At 71.5% G+C, this 20170-nt stretch carries 23 protein-coding genes; 15 read left to right on the forward strand and 8 right to left on the reverse strand.

What is annotated here, in order from left to right:
• The first annotated feature begins 158 nt into the window (after positions 1-158).
• A complete protein-coding gene (locus tag ACFU97_RS05480; RefSeq protein ID WP_384251238.1) occupies positions 159-1943 on the forward strand; it encodes an ABC transporter ATP-binding protein in 1785 nt (594 codons plus the stop codon).
• Here ACFU97_RS05480 and ACFU97_RS05485 read toward each other — a convergent pair.
• From ACFU97_RS05485 to ACFU97_RS05505, 5 genes are all read right to left on the reverse strand, one after another.
• Positions 1933-2565, reverse strand: a complete 633-nt coding sequence (locus ACFU97_RS05485; RefSeq protein ID WP_384251240.1) for a response regulator transcription factor — start codon at positions 2563-2565, stop codon at positions 1933-1935. The two genes, ACFU97_RS05480 and ACFU97_RS05485, sit on opposite strands and share 11 nt — an antisense overlap.
• 94 nt (positions 2566-2659) lie before the next feature.
• Positions 2660-4102 carry an ATP-binding protein gene (locus ACFU97_RS05490; protein WP_384251242.1) on the reverse strand — a complete coding sequence of 481 codons (1443 nt, stop codon included), beginning with the start codon at positions 4100-4102 and terminating at the stop codon, positions 2660-2662.
• Entirely contained in the window at positions 4099-4839 is a 741-nt protein-coding gene (locus tag ACFU97_RS05495) for a response regulator transcription factor (RefSeq protein WP_384251245.1), read from the reverse strand. The genes ACFU97_RS05490 and ACFU97_RS05495 overlap by 4 nt, the downstream gene beginning before the upstream one ends.
• 126 nt (positions 4840-4965) lie before the next feature.
• On the reverse strand, positions 4966-5172 hold the full coding sequence (locus ACFU97_RS05500; protein WP_384251247.1) for a hypothetical protein: 207 nt from the start codon (positions 5170-5172) through the stop codon (positions 4966-4968).
• Positions 5173-5200: 28 nt separating this feature from the next.
• On the reverse strand, positions 5201-6328 hold the full coding sequence (locus ACFU97_RS05505; protein ID WP_384251250.1) for a S1C family serine protease: 1128 nt from the start codon (positions 6326-6328) through the stop codon (positions 5201-5203).
• A 258-nt stretch (positions 6329-6586) separates the two neighbouring features.
• On the opposite strand from ACFU97_RS05505, the gene ACFU97_RS05510 reads away from it, so the two are divergent.
• Entirely contained in the window at positions 6587-8335 is a 1749-nt protein-coding gene (locus tag ACFU97_RS05510; protein WP_384251253.1) for a trypsin-like serine protease, read from the forward strand.
• 33 nt (positions 8336-8368) lie between these two features.
• Here ACFU97_RS05510 and ACFU97_RS05515 read toward each other — a convergent pair whose 3' ends face one another.
• Both ACFU97_RS05515 and ACFU97_RS05520 read right to left on the reverse strand, forming a co-directional pair.
• A complete protein-coding gene (locus ACFU97_RS05515; RefSeq protein WP_384251255.1) occupies positions 8369-9394 on the reverse strand; it encodes a LacI family DNA-binding transcriptional regulator in 1026 nt (341 codons plus the stop codon).
• Between the two features lie 96 nt (positions 9395-9490).
• A complete protein-coding gene (locus tag ACFU97_RS05520) occupies positions 9491-10270 on the reverse strand; it encodes a winged-helix domain-containing protein (RefSeq protein ID WP_384251257.1) in 780 nt (259 codons plus the stop codon).
• 192 nt (positions 10271-10462) lie between these two features.
• On the opposite strand from ACFU97_RS05520, the gene ACFU97_RS05525 reads away from it, so the two are divergent.
• From ACFU97_RS05525 to ACFU97_RS05560, 8 genes are all read left to right on the forward strand, one after another.
• Positions 10463-11326 (forward strand): alpha/beta hydrolase, encoded by an 864-nt coding sequence (locus tag ACFU97_RS05525; RefSeq protein WP_384251259.1) that lies wholly within the window; start codon positions 10463-10465, stop codon positions 11324-11326.
• A 55-nt stretch (positions 11327-11381) separates the two neighbouring features.
• Entirely contained in the window at positions 11382-11636 is a 255-nt protein-coding gene (locus ACFU97_RS05530) for a MoaD/ThiS family protein (protein ID WP_384251261.1), read from the forward strand.
• A 2-nt stretch (positions 11637-11638) separates the two neighbouring features.
• Complete coding sequence (locus tag ACFU97_RS05535; protein WP_384251263.1) at positions 11639-12793, forward strand: hypothetical protein; 1155 nt, start codon at positions 11639-11641, stop codon at positions 12791-12793.
• Positions 12794-12935: 142 nt separating this feature from the next.
• Positions 12936-13676 carry a DUF2993 domain-containing protein gene (locus ACFU97_RS05540; protein ID WP_384251265.1) on the forward strand — a complete coding sequence of 247 codons (741 nt, stop codon included), beginning with the start codon at positions 12936-12938 and terminating at the stop codon, positions 13674-13676.
• A 206-nt stretch (positions 13677-13882) separates the two neighbouring features.
• Entirely contained in the window at positions 13883-13963 is an 81-nt protein-coding gene (locus ACFU97_RS05545; protein ID WP_350310325.1) for a putative leader peptide, read from the forward strand.
• A gap of 122 nt (positions 13964-14085) precedes the next feature.
• The gene (locus tag ACFU97_RS05550; protein WP_384251267.1) at positions 14086-14925 is read left to right on the forward strand and encodes a sulfurtransferase; all 840 of its coding nucleotides are present in this window, start codon (positions 14086-14088) and stop codon (positions 14923-14925) included.
• Between the two features lie 76 nt (positions 14926-15001).
• Entirely contained in the window at positions 15002-15289 is a 288-nt protein-coding gene (locus ACFU97_RS05555) for a DUF1416 domain-containing protein (RefSeq protein WP_006348354.1), read from the forward strand.
• 288 nt (positions 15290-15577) lie between these two features.
• Positions 15578-15838 carry a DUF3099 domain-containing protein gene (locus ACFU97_RS05560; protein ID WP_384251270.1) on the forward strand — a complete coding sequence of 87 codons (261 nt, stop codon included), beginning with the start codon at positions 15578-15580 and terminating at the stop codon, positions 15836-15838.
• Here ACFU97_RS05560 and ACFU97_RS05565 read toward each other — a convergent pair.
• Positions 15832-16194: a DsrE family protein gene (locus tag ACFU97_RS05565; RefSeq protein WP_384251272.1), complete on the reverse strand. Its 363-nt coding sequence runs from the start codon at positions 16192-16194 to the stop codon at positions 15832-15834. The two genes, ACFU97_RS05560 and ACFU97_RS05565, sit on opposite strands and share 7 nt — an antisense overlap.
• 155 nt (positions 16195-16349) lie before the next feature.
• Between ACFU97_RS05565 and ACFU97_RS05570 the strand changes: the two genes are divergently transcribed.
• From ACFU97_RS05570 to ACFU97_RS05590, 5 genes are all read left to right on the forward strand, one after another.
• Positions 16350-17066 carry a hypothetical protein gene (locus ACFU97_RS05570; RefSeq protein ID WP_384251275.1) on the forward strand — a complete coding sequence of 239 codons (717 nt, stop codon included), beginning with the start codon at positions 16350-16352 and terminating at the stop codon, positions 17064-17066.
• A complete protein-coding gene (locus ACFU97_RS05575; RefSeq protein WP_384251277.1) occupies positions 17063-18046 on the forward strand; it encodes a hypothetical protein in 984 nt (327 codons plus the stop codon). The genes ACFU97_RS05570 and ACFU97_RS05575 overlap by 4 nt, the downstream gene beginning before the upstream one ends.
• Positions 18043-18906, forward strand: coding sequence for a hypothetical protein (locus ACFU97_RS05580; protein ID WP_384251279.1), 864 nt, complete (start codon positions 18043-18045; stop codon positions 18904-18906). The genes ACFU97_RS05575 and ACFU97_RS05580 overlap by 4 nt, the downstream gene beginning before the upstream one ends.
• A 224-nt stretch (positions 18907-19130) precedes the next feature.
• Entirely contained in the window at positions 19131-19706 is a 576-nt protein-coding gene (locus tag ACFU97_RS05585; protein ID WP_384251281.1) for an FABP family protein, read from the forward strand.
• A gap of 16 nt (positions 19707-19722) precedes the next feature.
• The gene (locus ACFU97_RS05590; protein WP_384251284.1) at positions 19723-20160 is read left to right on the forward strand and encodes a Fur family transcriptional regulator; all 438 of its coding nucleotides are present in this window, start codon (positions 19723-19725) and stop codon (positions 20158-20160) included.
• The last annotated feature ends 10 nt before the right edge of the window (positions 20161-20170 follow it).

Consider the following 20170-nt stretch of genomic DNA (forward strand, 5'->3'; position numbering starts at 1 on the left):
GCGCACCTAGAAGTGCCCCGTGGGCCACGGGCGCGGGTTTCCCTGGGGGGGAGGGACAACGGGGCGCGGCGAGCGTGTGCTCGCGCCGGTGGCCCCGCCTCGGCCATGTCCGGGGTCCGGTGCGCCGCGCCCCGCCCCGTGCCCGAGAGGAGTTGACCATGAGCGAGATCCGGGCGGCCTTCAGCCGCTTCTGGCCGCTGACCCGCGGCGACCGCCGGTGGCTCGCGGTGATCGTCGGATGCGTGGTGGTGTCCGCGCTCGCCGAGACCGCCTCGATCCTGCTGTTCGCCGAGCTCACGGACCATGCCCTGAAGGCCGGTTCGCTCGCCGCCTTCTGGGGGCCGGCCGGCGCCTGGCTGGGGGTCGCCGTGCTCGGCGCGCTCGTCGGCTACCTCGGCAACTCGCTCGCCACCTGGACCGCCGAGAGATTCGTGCTGCGGCTGCGGGCGGGCGTGTTCCGGCACGTCCAGCGGCTCCCGCCGCACTTCTTCCAGCGCCACCGCCACGGCGACCTGGTGGAGCGGCTGACCGGGGACGTCGAGGCCATCGAGCAGATGGTCGTCTCCGGCGTCGTCGGCACGGTCTCCGCCGCCTTCTCGGCCGTCTTCTACGCGGCGGCCGCCCTCTACCTGCGCTGGGACCTGGCCCTGGCCACCTTCGTCCTCGCACCCCTGTTCCTGCTCGCCGCCCGCCGCTTCTCCGGCCGCATCAGGACCGCCTCCCAGGACGAGCGGGTCGCCGACGGCGCGATCACCTCCGTGGTCGAGGAGTCGCTCGGCAACATCGTCCTCACCCAGGCCTACAACCGCGGCCGGGACGAGGAGCAGCGGCTGGACCGCGAGGCCCGCGCCTGGATGCGGGCGAGCGTGCGCGGCGCCCGGCTCGGCGAGATGTACGAGCAGTTCGTCGAGGTCGTCGAGACGCTGTGCGTCCTCGCGGTGATCGGCCTCGGCGTCTGGGAGATCTCGGCCGGCCGGATGACCCTCGGCCAGCTGCTGGCCTTCGCCGCCTTCATCGGCTATCTCTACCCGCCGGTGCGCAGCCTCGGCCGGCTCGGCCTCACCCTCACCGCCGCGACCGCGGGGGCCCAGCGCCTGAACGAGATCCTGGACGCGCGGCCGTCCGTCACCGACCCCGCCGAGCCGGTCGCCGCGTGGCCGGTGCGCGGCTGGGTCGCCTTCCACGACGTGTCCTTCCGCTACCCCGGCTCGCCCCGGGCCTCCCTGCGCGACGTGACCTTCACCGCGGGCCCCGGCGAGCTGGTCCTGGTCACCGGTGCCAGCGGCGCCGGCAAGTCGACCCTGTCCAAGCTGCTCACCCGCTTCTACGACCCCGCGCAGGGAACGATCACCCTCGACGGCGTCCCGCTCACGGACCTGCCCCTGGAGTTCCTGCGCGAGAACGTGGCCCTGCTGCCCCAGGAGACCCTCGTCCTCAGCGGCACGATCCGCGAGAACATCGCCTGCGGCCGGCCCGGCGCGAGCGACGCGGAGATCGAGCGGGCGGCCCGGGACGCGGCGGCGCACCACTTCATCGAGGCCCTGCGCGAGGGCTACGACACCCCCCTCGCGCCCGGCACGGCCGCCCTGTCCGGCGGCCAGCTCCAGCGCATCGCCATCGCCCGCGCGATGCTGCGCTCCGCCCCGGTCCTCGTCCTGGACGAGCCGACGGCGGGCCTGGACGCGGTCGCCGCACGGCAGGTGGTGCAGCCGCTGCGCCGGCTGGCGGCGGGCCGTACGACGATCATGATCACGCACGATCTGAGCCTCGCGCCGGACGCGGACCGGATCCTGGTCGTCGACCGCGGACGCCTGGTGGAGGCGGGCACCCACCGGGAACTCCTCGCGCGGCGGGGCGCGTACGCCCGGCTCGCCGAGCCCCTGCCGGACGCCGTGGCCGACGCACCGCCGGCGCACGACGAGACGATGATCCTCAGGTGGTAGCCCGCAGGGTGTGGCCGAGGCCCCGCACGGTCCGGACGATCCGCCGTTCGCCGCGGCTCGCCAGCTTGGGGCGCAGGTACATGACGTAGACGTCGAGGGTGTTGGAGGCGGGCTCGTAGTCGAAGCCCCAGACGTCCTCGAGGATCTGCCGCCGGGCGAGCACCCTGCCGGGGTGGCGCATCAGGTACTCCAGCAGCAGGTACTCGGTCCTGGTCAGCTCCAGCCGGCGGCCGCCGCGGGTGACGGCGCGGGTGCGCGGGTCGAGCGTGAGGTCCTGGAAGGCGAGGCCGTCGGCGGCCCGTGCCGCCGCGATGGCCTGCCGCGGCACGCGCCGCAGCAGCGCCCGTACGCGCGCGAGGAGTTCCTCGGCGGCGAACGGCTTCATCAGGTAGCCGTCGGCGCCGTTGTCGAGGGCGACGATACGGGCGCCCACCGCGTCCCGGCCGGTGATCATCAGGATCGGCGCGGTGGACCCGGAGGCCCGGATCCGCCGCGTCGCCGCCAGCCCGTCGAGGCCGGGCATGGTGACGTCCATGAGGACGAAGTCGGGCGGGTCCCCGGACACCCCGGACACCCCGGCCAGCTCGACGGCCGTGCGGCCGTCCGTTGTCTTCCGCGCCATCCGAACACGGTGGGACGAAGGGCTGTGCCGGGACTGGCAGACGGGTGCGCTTGAGCTGGGGGATACCCCTCGCGGTGGCGGTCCGCAGGATCCGTTACGGCGTTTCCGGCGTCTCCGGCGGAGGCGTCGGCGCCCCCGGCAGCCGTACCGTCACCGCGGTGCCGCCGCCCTCGGCCCGTTCCAGGGCGACCTCGCCGCCGGCCTGCTGGACGGTGCGGGCCACGATGGACAGGCCGAGGCCCGAACCGGGCAGGGCGCGGGCGCTGGGGGAGCGCCAGAAGCGGTCGAAGACGTGCGGGAGTTCGTCGGCGTCGATGCCGGGGCCGTGGTCGCGGACGGTGAGGACGCCGCTCCCGAGCTCCACCTCGATCGTGCCGTGCTCCGGGCTGAACTTCACCGCGTTGTCGAGGATGTTGACGATGGCCCGCTCCAGCGCGGCGGGCTCCGCCCGGACGTACCAGGGCTGCAGGTCCGCGGTGATCGTCAGCTCAGGGCCGCGCAGCCGGGCGCGGCGCAGCGCGGCCTCCACGGTGTCCTCCAGCGACACGACCTGTACGCGCTCGCCCCGCTGGCCCTCGGAGCGCGACAGCTCCTGGAGGTCGCCGATCAGCGCGGCCAGTTCGGTCATCTGCGCCTTCACGGACGCGAGCAGCGCCTTGCGGTCCGCCTCCGGCAGGGGGCGGCCGGTCTCCTCGCTGCGGCTGAGCAGCTCGATGTTCGTGCGCAGCGAGGTGAGCGGGGTGCGCAGCTCGTGCCCGGCGTCCGCGATGAGCTGCTGCTGCAGGTCGCGGGAGCTGGCCAGGGCGGACGTCATGGAGTTGAACGACCGCGACAGCCGCGCGACTTCGTCCTCGGCGTCGTCCTCCACGGGGATCCGCACGCTGAGGTCCTCGGTCCGGGCCACGGTCTCCACGGCCTCGGTGAGCTTGTCCACGGGTCGCAGCCCGGCCCGCGCCACGGCAAGCCCGGCCGCACCGGCGCCGAGAACTCCGACCCCGGAGACGAGGAGCAGGATGAGGGCGAGTTCGTTGAGGGTGGACCGGGTGCTGTTGAGGGGGGTCGCGAGGAGCACGGCGACACCCTTCGAGTCGTTCGTGTCGACGCCCAGGTACAGGGTCAGCACGCGCACCGCGTTGCCGTCCTCGTCGGTGCCGTCACGGAACAAGCCCGCGTTGGGCTTGGCGTCCCTGATGACCTTCTTGTCGGCGCCGGTGACCTTGACCGTGCCGGGGGACGTCGGGTCGACGCAGGGACGGCCCTGCTCCTTGATCGCCTGCACGTAGTCGTTCCGGCCGTGGAACGGCTGGGTGTTCTCCCCCGGGGTCTGCGTGCACCTCGCCAGCAGCGCCTGGACCGTACCGGGTCGCCGGGCCATGTCCTTGAGGTCGCCGTCGACCTGGTCGTACAACTTCCCCTGCACGATGAACCAGCACGTCACCGACACCGCCGCCACCGCGAAAGCCACCGCGGCAGCGACGAGCATCGCCAGTCGCGACCGGATCGGCAGCGTCTGGAAGCGTCGCAGGACCTTCCTCACTCCGCGCCGCCCTGGCGCAGCACGTACCCCACCCCGCGCACCGTGTGCACCAGGCGCGGCTCGCCGCCCGCCTCGGTCTTGCGGCGCAGGTACATGACGTAGACGTCGAGCGAGTTGGAGGACGGCTCGAAGTCGAAGCCCCACACGGCCTTCAGGATCTGCTCACGCGTGAGCACCTGCCGCGGGTGGGCCATGAACATCTCCAGCAGCGTGAACTCGGTGCGCGTCAGCTCCACCGGCCGCCCACCCCGCGTCACCTCCCGCGTCGCCAGATCCATCCGCAGGTCCGCGAAGGCCAGTGCCTCGTCCTCCTGGTCCGTGCCGGCGAGCGCCGCCGCGGCGTAGGAGCTGCGCCGCAGCAGCGCGCGGACGCGGGCGAAGAGCTCGTCCAGCTCGAACGGCTTGACCAGGTAGTCGTCCGCACCGGCGTCCAGCCCGGTCACCCGGTCCCCGACGGTGTCCCGCGCCGTGAGCATCAGGATCGGCGTCGTCGTACCGGCCCCGCGCATCCGGCGCGCGGCGGTCAGGCCGTCCATGCGCGGCATCTGGATGTCGAGGACGACCAGGTCGGGCTGGTAGGCGGTGGTCTTCTCCAGGGCGTCCGCACCGTCCACGGCGACCTCGGTGTCGTACCCCTCGAAGGCGAGGCTGCGCTGGAGTGCTTCGCGCACCGCCGGCTCGTCGTCGACGATCAGGATGCGCTGGGGGTCACGGTCGCCATCGGCGGCGGGGCTCATGGGTTTCGGGTTCCTCGGGTGCGTGGGACGGCAAGGGGCTGAAAGTACCTGTATCTGCTTGAACCTGCTGAACGCCTTCAGCCTCGCACGGTTCCCCGTGGCCGCGTACGGAGCGGGGGTGCGCGGTCAGCCGCGCAGCGCCGTCAGGTGGTTGAGCGGCACCTTGCGCCGGTGCGGGCGGGCCGCGGAGGTGCGCAGGCCCATCAGCTGGGGAACGGCCGCCACCTCGGGCGCCCGGCCCACGGGGGCGTGCAGTTCGTACGCCACCTCCAGGGCCAGGGCGAGGCCGGCGGGGTCGAGGCCGGAGACCGGGTGGGACACCTGCTTGATCATGACGTGCTCCCTGTGGGTGCGTGGGGGATCAGTTGTCGCTGCCGCCCGCCCGGAGGCTTGCCAGGTCGGCCTTGACGGTGTTGATCGGGATGGCGAAGCCGAGGCCGACGCTGCCGGCGTCGGAGGAGCCCGAGGACGACTGCGAACTGGCGCTGTACATCGCGGAGTTGATGCCGATGACGTTGCCCGCCGCGTCGATCAGCGCGCCGCCGGAGTTGCCCGGGTTGAGCGAGGCGTCGGTCTGGATCGCCTTGTACGTCGTCGTGGAGGAGCCGGTGTCGCCGTTGAACTGCTGGCCGCCGAAGGAGAACGGCCACTGGCCGTTGCCGCCGCCCTGGTTCTGGCCCTGTCCCTGGTTCTCGTCGGTCGAGACGGTGACGTCGCGGTCGAGCGCGGAGACGATGCCGCTGGTGACGGTGCCGCTCAGGCCCTCGGGGGAGCCGATCGCCACGACGGTGTCGCCGACCAGCACGCCGCTGGAGTTGCCGAGGCTCGCGGCCTTGAGGCCGGAGGCGTTCTCCAGCTTGATCAGGGCGAGGTCCTTCTTGCTGTCGGTGCCCACGACCTTCGCGGTGTAGCTCTTGCCGCTGTTGGTCGTCACCTTGATCGAGGAGGCGCCGGAGACGACGTGGTTGTTGGTGACGATCTCGCCGTCACTGGTGATGATCACGCCCGAGCCGGTGGACTGGCCGGCGTTCGAGGTGGCTTTGATCTCGACCACGCTGGGACTCACGGCCGCGGCGATGGTGGCGACGTCGCCCTTCTTGCTGGAGGGCACCACGCTGGTGCTGGTGCTGCTGGAGGCGACGGTGTCGCTGCCGGTCAGCTGCTGGAAGGCGTACGCGGTACCGCCGCCGACGGCCGCGGCGACGATCGCCACGGCGGCCAGCAGGGCGACGGGGCCCCGGGTCCGCTTCTTCGGCGCCGGGGCGGACACGGGCTCCGCCAGGAGAGCCGTACCGCCGCCGCTGCCGTCACCGCCGTAGCCGCCGTAACCGGCACCCTCGACCGTGACCGGCTGTGCGGGCTGCACCGGCGGCTGCGCCGGCGGGGGCGGCCACTCGGGGTTCACCGGGGAGGAGGCATGCTGCTGAGCGCCCTGGTACGGGTTCTCATCACTCTCGTACTCGCCGCTGCGGCGGAAGCTCTCGGTCATGGAACCAAGCCTGTCCCGTGACCATGAGAGCTTCCTGAGTGCCGGCTGAGAAGCCCGGCAGAACCTCGTTTGCCCGATATAAAGACGCGGCACCGCCGGGGCCGAAGGGAAACGGGGAGTGGCCGTGACATGAGATCACGGCGGGCCGCGGGCGAATACTTCTCGGGTTTGTGTAAGCCCTGTGTAAAGCGTGACCGGTGGGGCGCAATCTTGGTCGGTACACACTCTTTTACTCGTCAACCATCACAGGAGACCTAGGTGATACGTGCCCTGCGCGGCCGCCTCAGACGTCCCGCCACGGCGTTTCCCGCGGCCGCCCTCGCGCTCGCCCTCAGCTGTGCCGGCGTCCTCGCCGCCCAGCCGGCGAACGCGTCGGACGGACTGCCCGACCCTGGGGTGAAGGCCCAGCAGCAGTCCGCCCCGCGGCCCACCGCGCCCGACCAGGAGCTGCACTCCCGAGTGCTCAAGGCCGCGGAGAAGACGGCCACCCCGAGGACGGCCAAGGCGAGCCCGTTCATCATCGGCGGCAGCGAGACGACGATCTCCAGTGCGCCGTGGATGGTCCAGCTCGCCTACTACGACGACACCACCGGCGACGGCTACTTCTGCGGCGGCACCCTGGTCGCCCCGAACAAGGTCCTCACCGCCGCCCACTGCGTGGCCGGCCTGGACTGGGTGAAGAACGGCGCCGTCCTCGCCGGGACGACCGACCTGTACGACTCCACGAGCGGCACCGTGGCGGGTGTGTGGCGCCAGTGGAACCACCCGAAGTACAGCGCCTCGACCATCCAGAACGACGTCGCGGTCCTCACCCTGGACCGCCCGCTGGACATGCCGACGCTGCGGCTGGCCGCCTCGAACGACGACGCGCTCTACACCGCGGGCCGTGACGCCGCGGTCTACGGCTGGGGCCTGACCTCCGGCGCCGACGGCGCGGACCTGTCGGCCAAGCTGAAGACCGCGCCGCTGTCCCTGGTCGCCGACTCGACCTGCAACAGCGCCATGCAGAGCGTCCTGGGCGAGGACGACTTCGCCGAGGGCTCGATGCTGTGCGCCGGCACCCCGGCCACCGGCGGCGACGCCGGCACCACCACGCCCTGCAACGGCGACTCCGGCGGCCCGCTGGTCTCCGGCGGCAAGATCATCGGTATCGTGTCCTGGGGCGTCCAGGGCTGCACCGCGCAGGGCGCCTACCCCGTCTTCACCAAGGTGAAGGCGTACACCTGGGCCGCCCAGCCGCGCATCGACGACACCGACCTGTCCTACGACGGCCGGGCCGACCTGCTCGCCCGCACCCCGTCGGGCAACCTCTTCGAGCAGGACAGCAAGGGCACGTCCCTCGCGCAGCGGGCCTACACCGGCAACGGCTGGGAGGGCATCAGCTGGGGCCTGCAGGCCGACCTGGACCGGGACTTCTACCAGGACCTGATCGTCCGCGACAAGGCCGACGGCACGCTGCACCGCAGCTACTTCGACCACGCCACGGGCGAGTTCACCTGGATGCGGATCACCTCGGTGTGGGGCGGCTACGCCTCGTACGCCATCCCCGGCGACCTCACCGGCGACGCCCGCCCCGATCTGGTCGCGGTGGACAAGGACGGCTCGGTCTACCTCTACCCGGGCAAGGGCACCGGCGAGTTCTACGGCCGCGTCAAGGTCGTCGACAGGGCCTGGAAGGGCGTGAAGATCTTCGGCCACGGCGACCTGTCCGGCGACGGCAAGGCCGACCTGCTGGTCCGCAACGGCTCGGGCGTGCTCTACCTGTACCGCGGCACCCAGCAGGAGCACACCCCGTGGTCGTCCCGCATCCAGGCCCGCACCGGCTGGAACTTCACGTCCTACGTGGCGAACGGCGACGTGACCGGTGACGGCGTCGCCGACGTAATGACCCGCGACTCGGGCGGCACGCTGTGGCTGTACCCCGGCACGGGCAAGGCGTCGAGCAGCCTGTTCGGCTCGCGCGTGAAGCTGGGGACCGGGTTCACCCAGTACAACCTGCTGTTCTGAACCACCCGGCCCGACGGTGTACGGCGGTGCTGCTCAGCCCTCGCAGCCGCAGGACCGCCGTACCACCAGGCTGGACGGGAACTGCTTGAGCCGCTCCCGCCGTGAGCCCGCCACCCGCAGCCCGTCGTCGAGCACGAGGTCCACGGCCGCCCTGGCCATAGCGGAGCGGTCCGAGGCGACCGTGGTCAGGGGCGGGTCGGCGAGACCCGCCTCCTTGATGTCGTCGAAGCCGGCCACCGCCAGCTCGCCCGGCACGTCGATGCGCAGCTCGCGCGCCGCCCGCAGCACGCCGATCGCCTGGTCGTCGGTGGAGCAGAAGATCGCGGGCGGGCGCCGCGGCCCGGCGAAGATCTCCAGGGCCACCTTGTAGGCGTCGTAGCGGTTGTACGGCGCCTCGAAGAGCCGGCCCTCGGTCGGGATGCCGGCCTCCTCCATCGCGCGCCGCCAGCCCTCGACGTGGTCGGAGACCGGGTCTCCGACGACGGGGGTCTCGGCGGTGCCGCCCATGCAGGCGACGTAGTCGTAGCCGTGTCCGAGCAGATGGCGGACGGCCTGCTGGGCGCCGTCGAGGTCGTCGATCACCACGGCGACGTCGTCGATGGCCTCGGGCCGCTCGTGCAGCAGCACCACACGGGCGTCCCAGGCCTCTATCTCGGCGGCCGCCAGGTCGTTGAGGGCGTGGCTGACGAGGATCAGTCCGGACACCCGCATGCCGAGGAAGGCCCGCAGGTAGTGGACCTCGCGCTCGGCCACGTAGTCGGTGTTGCCGACGAGCACCATCTTCCCGCGCTCGGAGGCGGCCTGTTCGACCGCGTGCGCCATCTCCCCGAAGAAGGGCTGGCGGGCGTCCGGGATGATCAGGCCTATGAGATCCGTGCGCCGCGACGCCATCGCCTGGGCGACGCGGTCGGGCCGGTACCCCAGCTCCTTGATGGCGGCGAGGACACGCTCGCGCGTGGCCGGGGCGACCGGCCGGGGTCCGTTGTTGATGACATAGCTGACGACGGCGGTGGAGGTCCCCGCCAGCCGTGCCACATCATCCCGAGTCACCTTGGCCACGCGCGGAGTCTACGCGGATATACCCGCTCCGGGCAGGGCGGGAGAAGCATCCCTCGGGACCGCCTGTGCGGAACCGATGCCCCCGTCAGAGGTCCGTCATGCCTCCGCCGCCACCTCGGCACCGTCGCGGTCGGCGGCCTCGTCCGCACTGTCCGCCTTTGCCCGTTCCGTCTTGGCCTTGGCGTCCTCGGAGGAGCGATCGCCCTTCTCGGGCGTAACGAATCGATAACCGACGTTCCGGACGGTCCCGATCAGCGACTCGTGCTCGGGTCCGAGCTTGGCGCGCAGCCGCCGTACGTGGACGTCGACCGTGCGGGTGCCGCCGAAGTAGTCGTAGCCCCAGACCTCCTGGAGCAGCTGGGCGCGGGTGAAGACGCGGCCCGGGTGCTGCGCGAGGTACTTCAGGAGCTCGAACTCCTTGAAGGTGAGGTCGAGGACCCGGCCCTTGAGCTTGGCGGAGTACGTCGCCTCGTCCACCGACAGATCGCCGTTGCGGATCTCCATCGGGGAGTCGTCGTTGACGATCTGCTGCCGCCCCATGGCCAGCCGCAGTCGCGCCTCCACCTCCGCGGGGCCGGCGGTGTCCAGCAGTACGTCGTCGATGCCCCAGTCGGCGGTGACGGCGGCGAGGCCGCCCTCGGTCACGACCAGGACGAGCGGACAGCCGGGCCCGGTGGAGCGCAGCAGCTGGCACAGGCTGCGCACCTGGGGCAGATCGCGGCGGCCGTCGACGAGGATGACGTCGGCGCCGGGGGTGTCGACCAGGGCGGGCCCCTCGGCCGGGGCCACGCGCACGTTGTGCAGCAGGAGGCCGAGGGCGGGAAGCACCTCCGTCGACGGCTGGAGGGCGTTGGTCAGGAGCAGCAGAGAACTCATACGTCTGGTTCCTCCTCGGTCCCTGCGAGGACGTGTGCGGTGCGTCACCTGCGTGCTGCGATCCCGGGGCCCGTACACCTGCGGTCACCTGGAATTTCCCGGCGATTCCCGCTTCGTATACAACGCTTCCGAAAGCACAAAAGGACCCGGGGGCTACGCTGCCCGAGTCCTCTGCCCAGCAGAATAGCCCACATGAGCATCACTCCGGCAGGTCGTGTGGCGCGTTCCACCGTTCGTCCGCATCCCGAGACGGGCACTCGCACGCCTTTGCGGACGTTTCTGACCACGGACGACGGTGTGCCGATCGATGCCGTATACGATCCGCCGGCGATTGCATCCGATGCTCCCGCGACACCCGCCCTTGGCCTCGTGTTCGTGATCGCGCACGGCTTCACGGGCGACGCGGACAAGCCGCACGTGCGCCGCGTGGTCGAGGCGTTCGCGCAGTACGGGGCGGTCGTCTCCTTCTCCTTCCGGGGCCACGGCGCGTCCGGCGGGCGCTCCACGGTCGGCGACCGGGAGGTGCTCGACCTGGCGGCCGCGGTGCGCTGGGCCCGCGGGCTCGGGCACGCGCGCGTGGTGACCGTCGGCTTCTCCATGGGCGGCTCGGTGGTGCTGCGGCACGCGGCGCTGTACGGGCCGGGGCGCGAGGGGCGCACGGAAGCGTCCACGGACGCGGTGGTTTCGGTGAGTGCACCGGCCCGCTGGTACTACCGCGGCACCGCCCCTATGCGGAAGCTCCACTGGCTGGTAACGCGTCCCGAGGGCCGGCTGGTGGGCCGCTACGGATTCGGTACGCGCATCCACCACCGCGAGTGGGACCCGGTGCCGCTGTCGCCGGTGGAGGCCGTCCCGCGGATCGCTCCCACGCCGCTGCTGGTCGTGCACGGCGACCGCGACGGATACTTCCCGCTCGACCACCCCCGCACGCTCGCGGCCGCGGCCGGTGACCACGGCGAACTGTGGATCGAGGGCGGCATGGGGCACGCCGAGCACGCGGCCACGGACGACCTGCTGGACCGGATCGGGGACTGGGCCGTCGCACGGGCGGGCTAGCCTGACGGGGTACACAGCCGACCGGCTGCCCATTGACCGTTAGTTGAGGAACCGGATGCCAAAGGTCACGGTGCGCTTCTGGGCCGCCGCGAAGGCCGCGGCCGGGGTCGCCGAGGAGCCGTACGCCGCGGCCACCCTCGCCGAGGCCCTCGACGCCGTGCGCGAGCGACACCCCGGTGAACTGACGCGCGTCCTGCAGCGATGCTCGTTCCTCGTCGACGGTGACCCCGTGGGCACCCGCGGACATGAGACGGTACGGCTGGCCGACGGCGGCACGGTCGAGGTGCTCCCGCCGTTCGCAGGAGGGTGAGGATGACCGATCAGCCGTACGACCCGTACCAGCAGCCGCAGCAGCAGGCCTGGCCCGGGCAGCAGCAGCCGCAGCAGGGCTACGAGGGCTACGAGGGGTACGACGACCCGTACGCCGCCCAGCAGTACACGCAGCAGTGGCAGGGGCAGACGTGGGACGCCCAGCCGCCGCCCTCGGCGATGTCCGCGGCGGAGACCGCGTACATGCCGGCGCAGCCGCCCCAGCCGCACCAGGCGCATCAGCCGGCCCCGCAGCAGCAGTGGCAGCAGCCGCCGCAGACACCCGCGCCGGCCGCCCCCGCGCCCGCACCCGCCGCCCCCGGCGCCGCCGCGTCCCCGGACGCGGGCTACGGCCCCGCCACCCTCGCCGGCAACGCCCGCGTCACCGACGCCCAGCGGGCCCGCCTCGAAGGGCGTTCCCCGATCATCGAGCCGGGCATGCAGCCGGCCGGGCTGACGGCCCTGCTCGGGCTGCTGCTCGCGGGCACGGCGGCGGTCGGCCCGTACGCGCTGCTCGTCCCGCTCGTCGTGCTCCAGGCGGTCACCGCCGCGGGCTGGTTCCGGCTCAACGGCATGTGGCCGGCCCGGCAGGGCATCGCGCTGGCGTTCCTCGGCGCACTGGTCGCGGACGTCGCGCTGCTGGTGGCGGGCCGGGGCAACGGCCCGGCGGCGATCCTCGGCACCCTCGGCGTCTGGGTCCTGCTCTCCCTCGTCCTCCAGCTGCGCTCGCACGCGGACCCGGACGAGCGGATGTACGGCCTGATGGCGGGCGTCGCCTCGGCGGCGCTGTCCATCGTCGCGGCCGGGTACCTCGCGGCCTCGGCCGACGCGGCGACCGTCGGCGCGGCCGCGGTGACCGTCGGCGCGGCCGCGGTGGCCGTGGCCGTGCTGGCCCGCGCCCTGCCGCTGCCCACCTCGGCGTCGGTCGTCGTCGCGCTGCTCGCCGCCGCGGGCGCGGGCATCGCGGTCGGCTCGATGACCGGCTTCGGCACGAAGGGCGCGCTGCTCGGTGCGGGCGCCGCGGTGTGCGCGCTGATCGGCCACCGGGTGGCGAGCTACGACTACCCGTCGAGGTTCGTGCACTTCACGGCGGGCGTCGCCCTGCCGCTGACGGCCGCGGCACCGGTGGTGTACGTGCTGGGGCGGGCCCTCGGATAGGACCGGCCGTGCCGCGGCGGCTCCTGTCACAGGTGATCGACAATTCCCGGGCGGTCGCCCGCCCCAGGGTTACGCTCGCGCTGGGCGGCCACCCGGTCGTCGGGACCACTCGTGAACGTCCGGCCAGGTGGGGGAACATCGCATGCGCGCGCTGCGAATACTTCTGATCGTCGTCGTGATCCTCGGCGGCCTGTTCGTGGTGGCGGACCGGGTCGCGGTGTACTTCGCCGAGGACGAGGCGGCCTCCAAACTGAAGACCACCGAGAACCTCGCCTCCACCCCGGACGTGTCCATCAACGGCTTCCCCTTCCTCACCCAGGTCGCCTCCGGGAAGCTGGACGACGTCGAGGTCGGCATCAAGAACTACGAGGCCGACACCGGCAACGGCGGCAAGGGCGGACCGGCGACGATCCGTATCGACGACCTCAAGGCGCACATGAAGGGCGTCTCCTTCTCCGGCGACTACAGCTCCGCCACCGCCTCGACCGCCACGGGCACCGCGACCATCGCCTACGGCGAGCTGCTCAAGGCGGCCAAGTCGCAGCCGACGCCGATCATCAGCGGGGTCACCGCCCAGGTCGTCGGCCTCTCCGACGGCGGCAACGGCAAGATCCGGGTCGACGTCAAGTTCCGGACCCCGCTCGGCACCCGGACCTACCCCGTGCTCAGCACGGTGGCCGTCCACGGCGACGACGTGCAGGTGCACGCCGACAACCTGCCCAAGCTGGTCGTCGACCTCGCCGACTCCCGCGTCCGCGCGATCACCGACTTCAAGCAGACCATCGACCAGCTGCCCGGTGACGTGAAGCTGGACAGTGTGCAGGCCGCGCAGAACGGTGTGGAGATCACGGTGAGGGGTTCGAACGTCAAGCTCGCGGGGTAGGACGCCGGGCGGCGCCGGAGTGACCGCCGGGTGTCCGAAACGCGAGACGTCGCCGTCCGCGCCGTAGCGGTGATGACCGATACATCCGCCCGTGAGCCGTGCGGCGGCGGCGCGGGCCGAGATCGTTTCCCACATCCCGGACGATCGCGTCTCACCATACGACACACCGGTGACATGCCAGCCTGTCCGTCCCTACGATCGACGGCATGAAGCGACAGGCGGATCTCACGAAGCGGCGGGCAGTCGACCTGTGCCGCGTCGCCGCCATGCTCTGTCGCACCTTCTGAGCGGAAGCTCGACTTCCGTATCCCCGCCGCCCTGACCAGGGCACTTCTGCGCGCCGCCGCCTGCGCGCGCGCAATCTCGCACTCGCACGCCCCGCCGCAACTGCCCCGGAGGAGAGAAGAAGATGAGCCGCAGCGACGTCCTCGTCGACGCCGACTGGGTCCAGGAGAACCTGGACTCCCCGAACATCGCGATCGTGGAGGTGGACGAAGACACGTCCGCCTACGAGAAGAACCACATCAAGAACGCGATCCGCATCGACTGGACCAAGGACCTGCAGGACCCGGTCCGCCGCGACTTCATCGACCAGGAGGGCTTCGAGAAGCTCCTGTCGGCGAAGGGCATCGCCAACGACACGCTGGTGATCCTCTACGGCGGCAACAACAACTGGTTCGCGTCCTACGCCTACTGGTACTTCAAGCTCTACGGCCACGAGAACGTCAAGCTGCTCGACGGTGGCCGCAAGAAGTGGGAGCTGGACGCCCGCGAGCTGGTCGAGGAGGTCCCGGAGCGGGCCGCCACCGACTACAAGGCCAAGGCGCAGAACACCTCGATCCGTGCCTTCCGCGACGACGTCGTCGCCGCGATCGGCTCGCAGAACCTGGTCGACGTCCGGTCGCCCGACGAGTTCTCGGGCAAGCTGCTCGCCCCGGCGCACCTGCCGCAGGAGCAGTCCCAGCGCCCGGGCCACGTCCCCACCGCCCGCAACATCCCCTGGTCGAAGAACGCCAACGACGACGGCACCTTCAAGTCGGACGAGGAGCTCAAGGAGCTCTACGCCGACGAGCAGGTCGACCTCGCCAAGGACACCATCGCCTACTGCCGCATCGGTGAGCGCTCCGCGCTGACCTGGTTCGTGCTGCACGAGCTGCTCGGTGTCGAGAACGTCAAGAACTACGACGGCTCCTGGACCGAGTACGGCAGCCTCGTCGGCGTTCCGATCGAGCTCGGCGCCAACAAGTAACCCGACCAGCACGTCACCCGACCAGCCCGTAAACCGACCGGCCTTCCCTCCGGTCAGACCCCTCTTGGAGAAAGACATGTGTGGAGCGAAGGCCGGCGGCCCGGACGCCTCGACGATCAAGCCCGGTGAGACCACGATCCAGGGCCAGGTGACCCGCGACGGCGAGCCGGTGACGGGCTACGTCCGTCTCCTGGACTCGACCGGCGAGTTCACCGCGGAGGTCCCCACCTCCGCCACCGGACAGTTCCGCTTCTACGCGGCCGAGGGCACCTGGACGCTCCGCGCCCTGGTCCCCGGCGGCACCGCGGACCGCACGGTCGTCGCCCAGCAGGGCGGCCTGGCGGAGGTCGCGATCGCGGTCTGAACCGCCCCTGAGCACAAAAAGGGCCGCACCCCCTCAGGGTGCGGCCCTTCGCCGTCCGCCCCTCGTGGTGCCCACGACGTGTACGCGCCCTCGGGCCTACCTTGGAACCCTGTACGCACGGCGACGGCGCATGACCTCTCCCTGACGCGCCCCTTGCGCTGCTTCGCAGGCTGCGGGCCGCTGCGTCGGACTCCGTCCGCCGGCCTGCGGCAGTGGTCCCGGGGTTGCGGCGATGATCGGCCGCCCGGCGCCACGACGTGTACGCGCCCTCGGGCCTACCCTGGAGTCATGTACGCACGGCGACGGCGCATGTACTTCGCCATGATGGGCACCTGCATCGGGTTGTTCGTCCTGGCGTGGGGGGTCGTACGCATCTGGTCGATCCCGGCGGCCGTGGGCATGTGTGTCGTGGCGATGCTGATTCCGCCCGTCGCCGCCATGGTCGCCAACCGCCGCGGTCCCGAGGACCGTTGGTGGGACGACCCGTCCGGCGACCCGAAGTCCGACGAGTGGTGGGACGAGCTGGACGGCAAGAAACGCCCTCAGTAGACGAGCGCCTGCGTCTCGTCGCCGAGAGCCTCCTGCACGAAGACCTGCGCACCCGCGATCCGTACGCCCTCGAGGACGTCCTTCTCCGTGATGTCCCGCCGCGCGGCGCACTGCGTGCACAGGGTGACGCGCCCGCCCGCGAGCAGCGAGTCCAGCAGGTCCGGCAGCGGAGCGGCGTGCGGCAGCTCGAACTCGGCCGCGCGCCCCGGCAGCGCGAACCACGCGGACTCGCCGGTCAGCCACAGGGAGACGTCGACCCCGCTGGCCACGGCCACCGCCGCCACCGTGAACGCCTGCGAGCACCGCTCGGGCGCGTCGGCGCCCGCCGTCACCTTGATCACCAGGTTCTTGGCCATGGCCGAATCGTAATCAACGCATCTACAACTACGGCCTCCGGCCATGAGTCTCCTGTGAGCGCGCATACGGAATGCGTGCCTCATGTTTGTGGGGGGACGTGTTGGAAGAACCCGAAGAGGTGGTCGACGCACCGGTTGCGCAGATAGCGCCGGATATGCCCGCCCCGGCCGCACGCCGCGGCCGCACCACCCTGCTCGTCGCCGGCGCCGCACTCCTCGGCGTCGTCGCCGGCACCTGCACCGGTTACCTGATCCAGGCCGACCGCGGGCCGACGAAGCTGCCGCCGCTGTCCCAGCCGAAGCTGGCGCAGGCCAAGGGCAAGGCACCCGAGCCGCTGTCCGCCGCCCAGGACCGCCAGGTGCGGGCCGACGGCGACCTGCGCAAGCTGCTGCTGAAGAAGCCGGCCGGCACGAAGACGGCGGACTGGATCCCCGGCGACGGCTGGATGAACCTGGCCGACTTCGCCGACACCTACGAGAAGTCCGGCACCATGTTCGACAGCCTGATCACCGACGAGTTCCGCCGCGCGGCCGTCACGGGCTGGCAGGCCGGCGGCAACCAGACGGTGGAGATCCGGCTGGTCCAGTTCCGCCAGGACGAGTCCCTCGAGGCCGCCGACTCCAGCGACAACAACCAGTACTGGGCGGACCGCAAGCCCGACAGCGACAGCTGGTCCATCCCGGGCACGGGCACCGGCACGGCGTACGTGCACCACCGGCCGGACACCAAGGCGGGCTACCTGCCGATGTACAGCGCGGAGGCGCACGCCTACCGCGGTGACGTCGCCATGGAGATCTGGATCTACGACACCAAGCCGATCACCAAGGCCCGGGTCATGGACCTGGCCAAGCGGCAGATGGAGCGGCTGTGACCGAGACAACCCCGGAACCGACCGGCCCCACACCCGAGCCCACCACCGCGCCGACGGCTGATTCCGCGCCCACGCCCACGGCCGGGCCCGCGCCCGCCCCCGGGCCCGCGCCGGCGGCTGGACCCACGCCCGAGTCCGCCGCGGAGCCCACCGCCGGGCCCCTCCCCGAGTTCGTCGTCGGGCCGGTGTCCGAGGTCGCCGGTGAGCCGCTTCCCCAGCCGGCCCCGAAGCGTCGCTCCGTTCGCCGTATCGTCGCCGTCGCCGGGTCCGCCCTGCTCGCCGCTGCCGTCGTCGCCGGGGTCGGGTACACCGTCGTCACCGTGAACGGTGCCGACCGCGACGCCGGTGCGGCCGTCTGGAAGTTCCCGGAGGCGAAGAGCGCCGGTGACGAGAAGGAGCCGCCCGCGCGCGGGCTCGCCGGGATGCTCGTGAAGTACGCCGACGGCTGGAAGCGCGGCCCCGACCTCGGCGAGTTCTCCGCGGACGCCCAGCTCAGCGGTGCCCAGGCCACCGCCCTGCGCAAGGAGGCGCTGCGGAACCTGCCGCGCACCCAGCGCAGGCAGTTGGAGAAGCTGATCGACAAGCAGCACATCCAGGGCATGGCCATGCGCAGCTACGTCAGGGAGGCCGGCAGCTCCTTCTTCACGGACACCGCCGCCGCCGTGACCATCGAGCTGTCCCAGATGCAGAACCGGGCCGCCGTACGCAACATCTCGACGTCCCAGAACGAGTTCCTCGGCGGTATCAGCCTCTTCCGCAAGGGTCCGAAGATCAAGGGCTACAAGGACGCCGCGTGCTTCCTGCCGCCCAAGACCTCGGACTCCCACGAGAAGCTCGACTCGATGCTCTGCTCGGCCTACCGGGGAGACGTCCTGGTCACCGTCACCTCGGACGGGGTCAAGCCGTTCGACGCCAAGGGGGTCGCGGAGCTCCTCAAGAGCCAGCTCGACCGCATCGCCGAGCCGGGAGAGGCCGTATGACCGAGCAGACCGAGCCCACCGTCCGGACCGAGCCCAGCATGCCGGCCGAGCCGGCGGAGTCCGCGCCGCCGCTCCCGGACCCCGCCCCCGTGAAGAAGGACCGGCGCGTCCTGCGGGCCGCCCTGCGCTGGACCGCCGCCGTCGTCGTGTTCGCGGCGGTCGGTGCCGGGACGGCGTACGGCATCACGGGCATGGACCGCACCGACGTACCGGGCCTTGCGACGCAGTCCGACGGGCGCTGGGACTACCCCACGCTCGTCAAGCCGCCCCTGCCCTCCGGCAGCCCGGCCCCCTTCGACGAGCGCAACCTGGCCGGCGCCCACTACGCCGACCTGCGCGCACTCGTCCTGCCCGCGCCCGCGGGCGCGGTGGAGGACAAGAAGCTGCGCGGCAAGGACGGCTGGCTGGCGACGAAGGACTTCCTGGCCGAGTACGCGGAGAAGGACGCCCGGGACGAACTCGCCCAGAAGTTCGTCGACGACGGCCTGCGGCACGTCGCGGCGCGCGGCTGGCGTACCCCGGACGGCACCCGCACCCGGGTCTACCTGCTGCAGTTCGGCACCGCGGCCGTCGTGGACGAGCTGTTCCAGAAGGACATGGCCCCGGTCTCCGGCCCGAGCGAGCAGCTGCGCGGCGCCGGCACCTCCGCCTTCGACGACGACTTCCCGACCCAGGCCCACGACTACAACATCCCGTACTCCGTGTACGTGGAGTCCAAGCCCTACGGCGCCGAACAGGTCCGGCAGGGCTACCTGTCCGCCGGCGACGTCCTCGCCGTGATCGTGCAGTCGAGGAAGGGCGCGGCGAAGGCCGTACCGTTCCGGCAGACGGTGGCCCTGCAGAGCGAGCTGCTCGGCTGACTCCCGCATCGGCGTACCTCGCACGGAGAGGCCGCCCCCGGCCGCGTAAGCTGGGGGCCGCCTTTGTACCGCTCGTCCCTCAACCAAGGAGCACCCCGTGCTTGAGGCATTCTTCGAAGCCCTGCTGGTCCTGGTCTGCGTCGGCGTCCTCGTCTTCGCCGGTCTGACCGTGAAGAAGCTGTACCAGGGCCAGCGCTGACCCCCATCAAGGAACTGCCGACCCCATGATCGAGATCCCGTCCGACCTCCACAAGGACCTCGTCCCGCTCGCCTTCCTGCTCGGCAACTGGGCCGGCGCGGGCGTGCACGACTTCCCCGGCGCCGAGAAGTGCAACTTCGGGCAGGAGGTCACCTTCACCCACGACGGCCGCGACTTCCTGGAGTACCACTCCCACACCTGGGTCCTGGACAACGACGGGAACAAGGTCCGGCCGCTGGAGTCCGAGTCCGGCTTCTGGCGCATCGACGCCGACCGCAAGGTCGAGGTCACGATGACCCGCGACGACGGCGTCATCGAGATCTGGTACGGCGAGCTCGCCTCCCAGAAGCCGCAGATCGACCTGGTCACCGACGCCGTGGCCCGCACGGCCGCCTCCGCCCCGTACTCCGGCGGCAAGCGCCTGTACGGCTACGTGAAGAGCGACCTGATGTGGGTCGGCGAGAAGCAGACCCCCGAGGTCGAGCTGCGCCCCTACATGTCGGCGCACCTGAAGAAGGTCGTCACCCCCGAGGACGTCGAGCGCTGGGCCAAGGCCCTTCCCGACGACATGCCCGACGACGGGATCGCCTTCTTCAAGTAGCTCTAGACTCGTCGGTGTGGTGAGCACCGACTGGAAGAGCGACCTCAGGCAGCGCGGCTACCGGCTGACGCCGCAGCGGCAGCTTGTCCTCGAAGCCGTGGACACCCTTGAGCACGCGACCCCCGACGCCATCCTCGTGGAAGTGAGGAAGACGGCGTCGGGGGTCAACATTTCCACCGTCTACCGCACCCTGGAGCTCCTAGAGGAGCTCGGCCTGGTCAGCCACGCCCACCTGGGGCACGGTGCGCCGACGTACCACCTCGCGGACCGCCACCACCACATCCACCTGGTCTGCCGGGACTGCCAGAACGTGATCGAGGCCGATGTGTCGGTGGCCGCGGAGTTCACCGCGAAGCTGCGCCGGGAGTTCGGCTTCGAGACGGACATGAAGCACTTCGCGATCTTCGGCAGATGCCGCGACTGTTCCCTGCAGGTTTCAACTACCGAGTCGTAGGCTTGTGCCC

It is taken from the genome of Streptomyces sp. NPDC057616 (assembly GCF_042800575.1).
GTDB lineage: Bacteria > Actinomycetota > Actinomycetes > Streptomycetales > Streptomycetaceae > Streptomyces.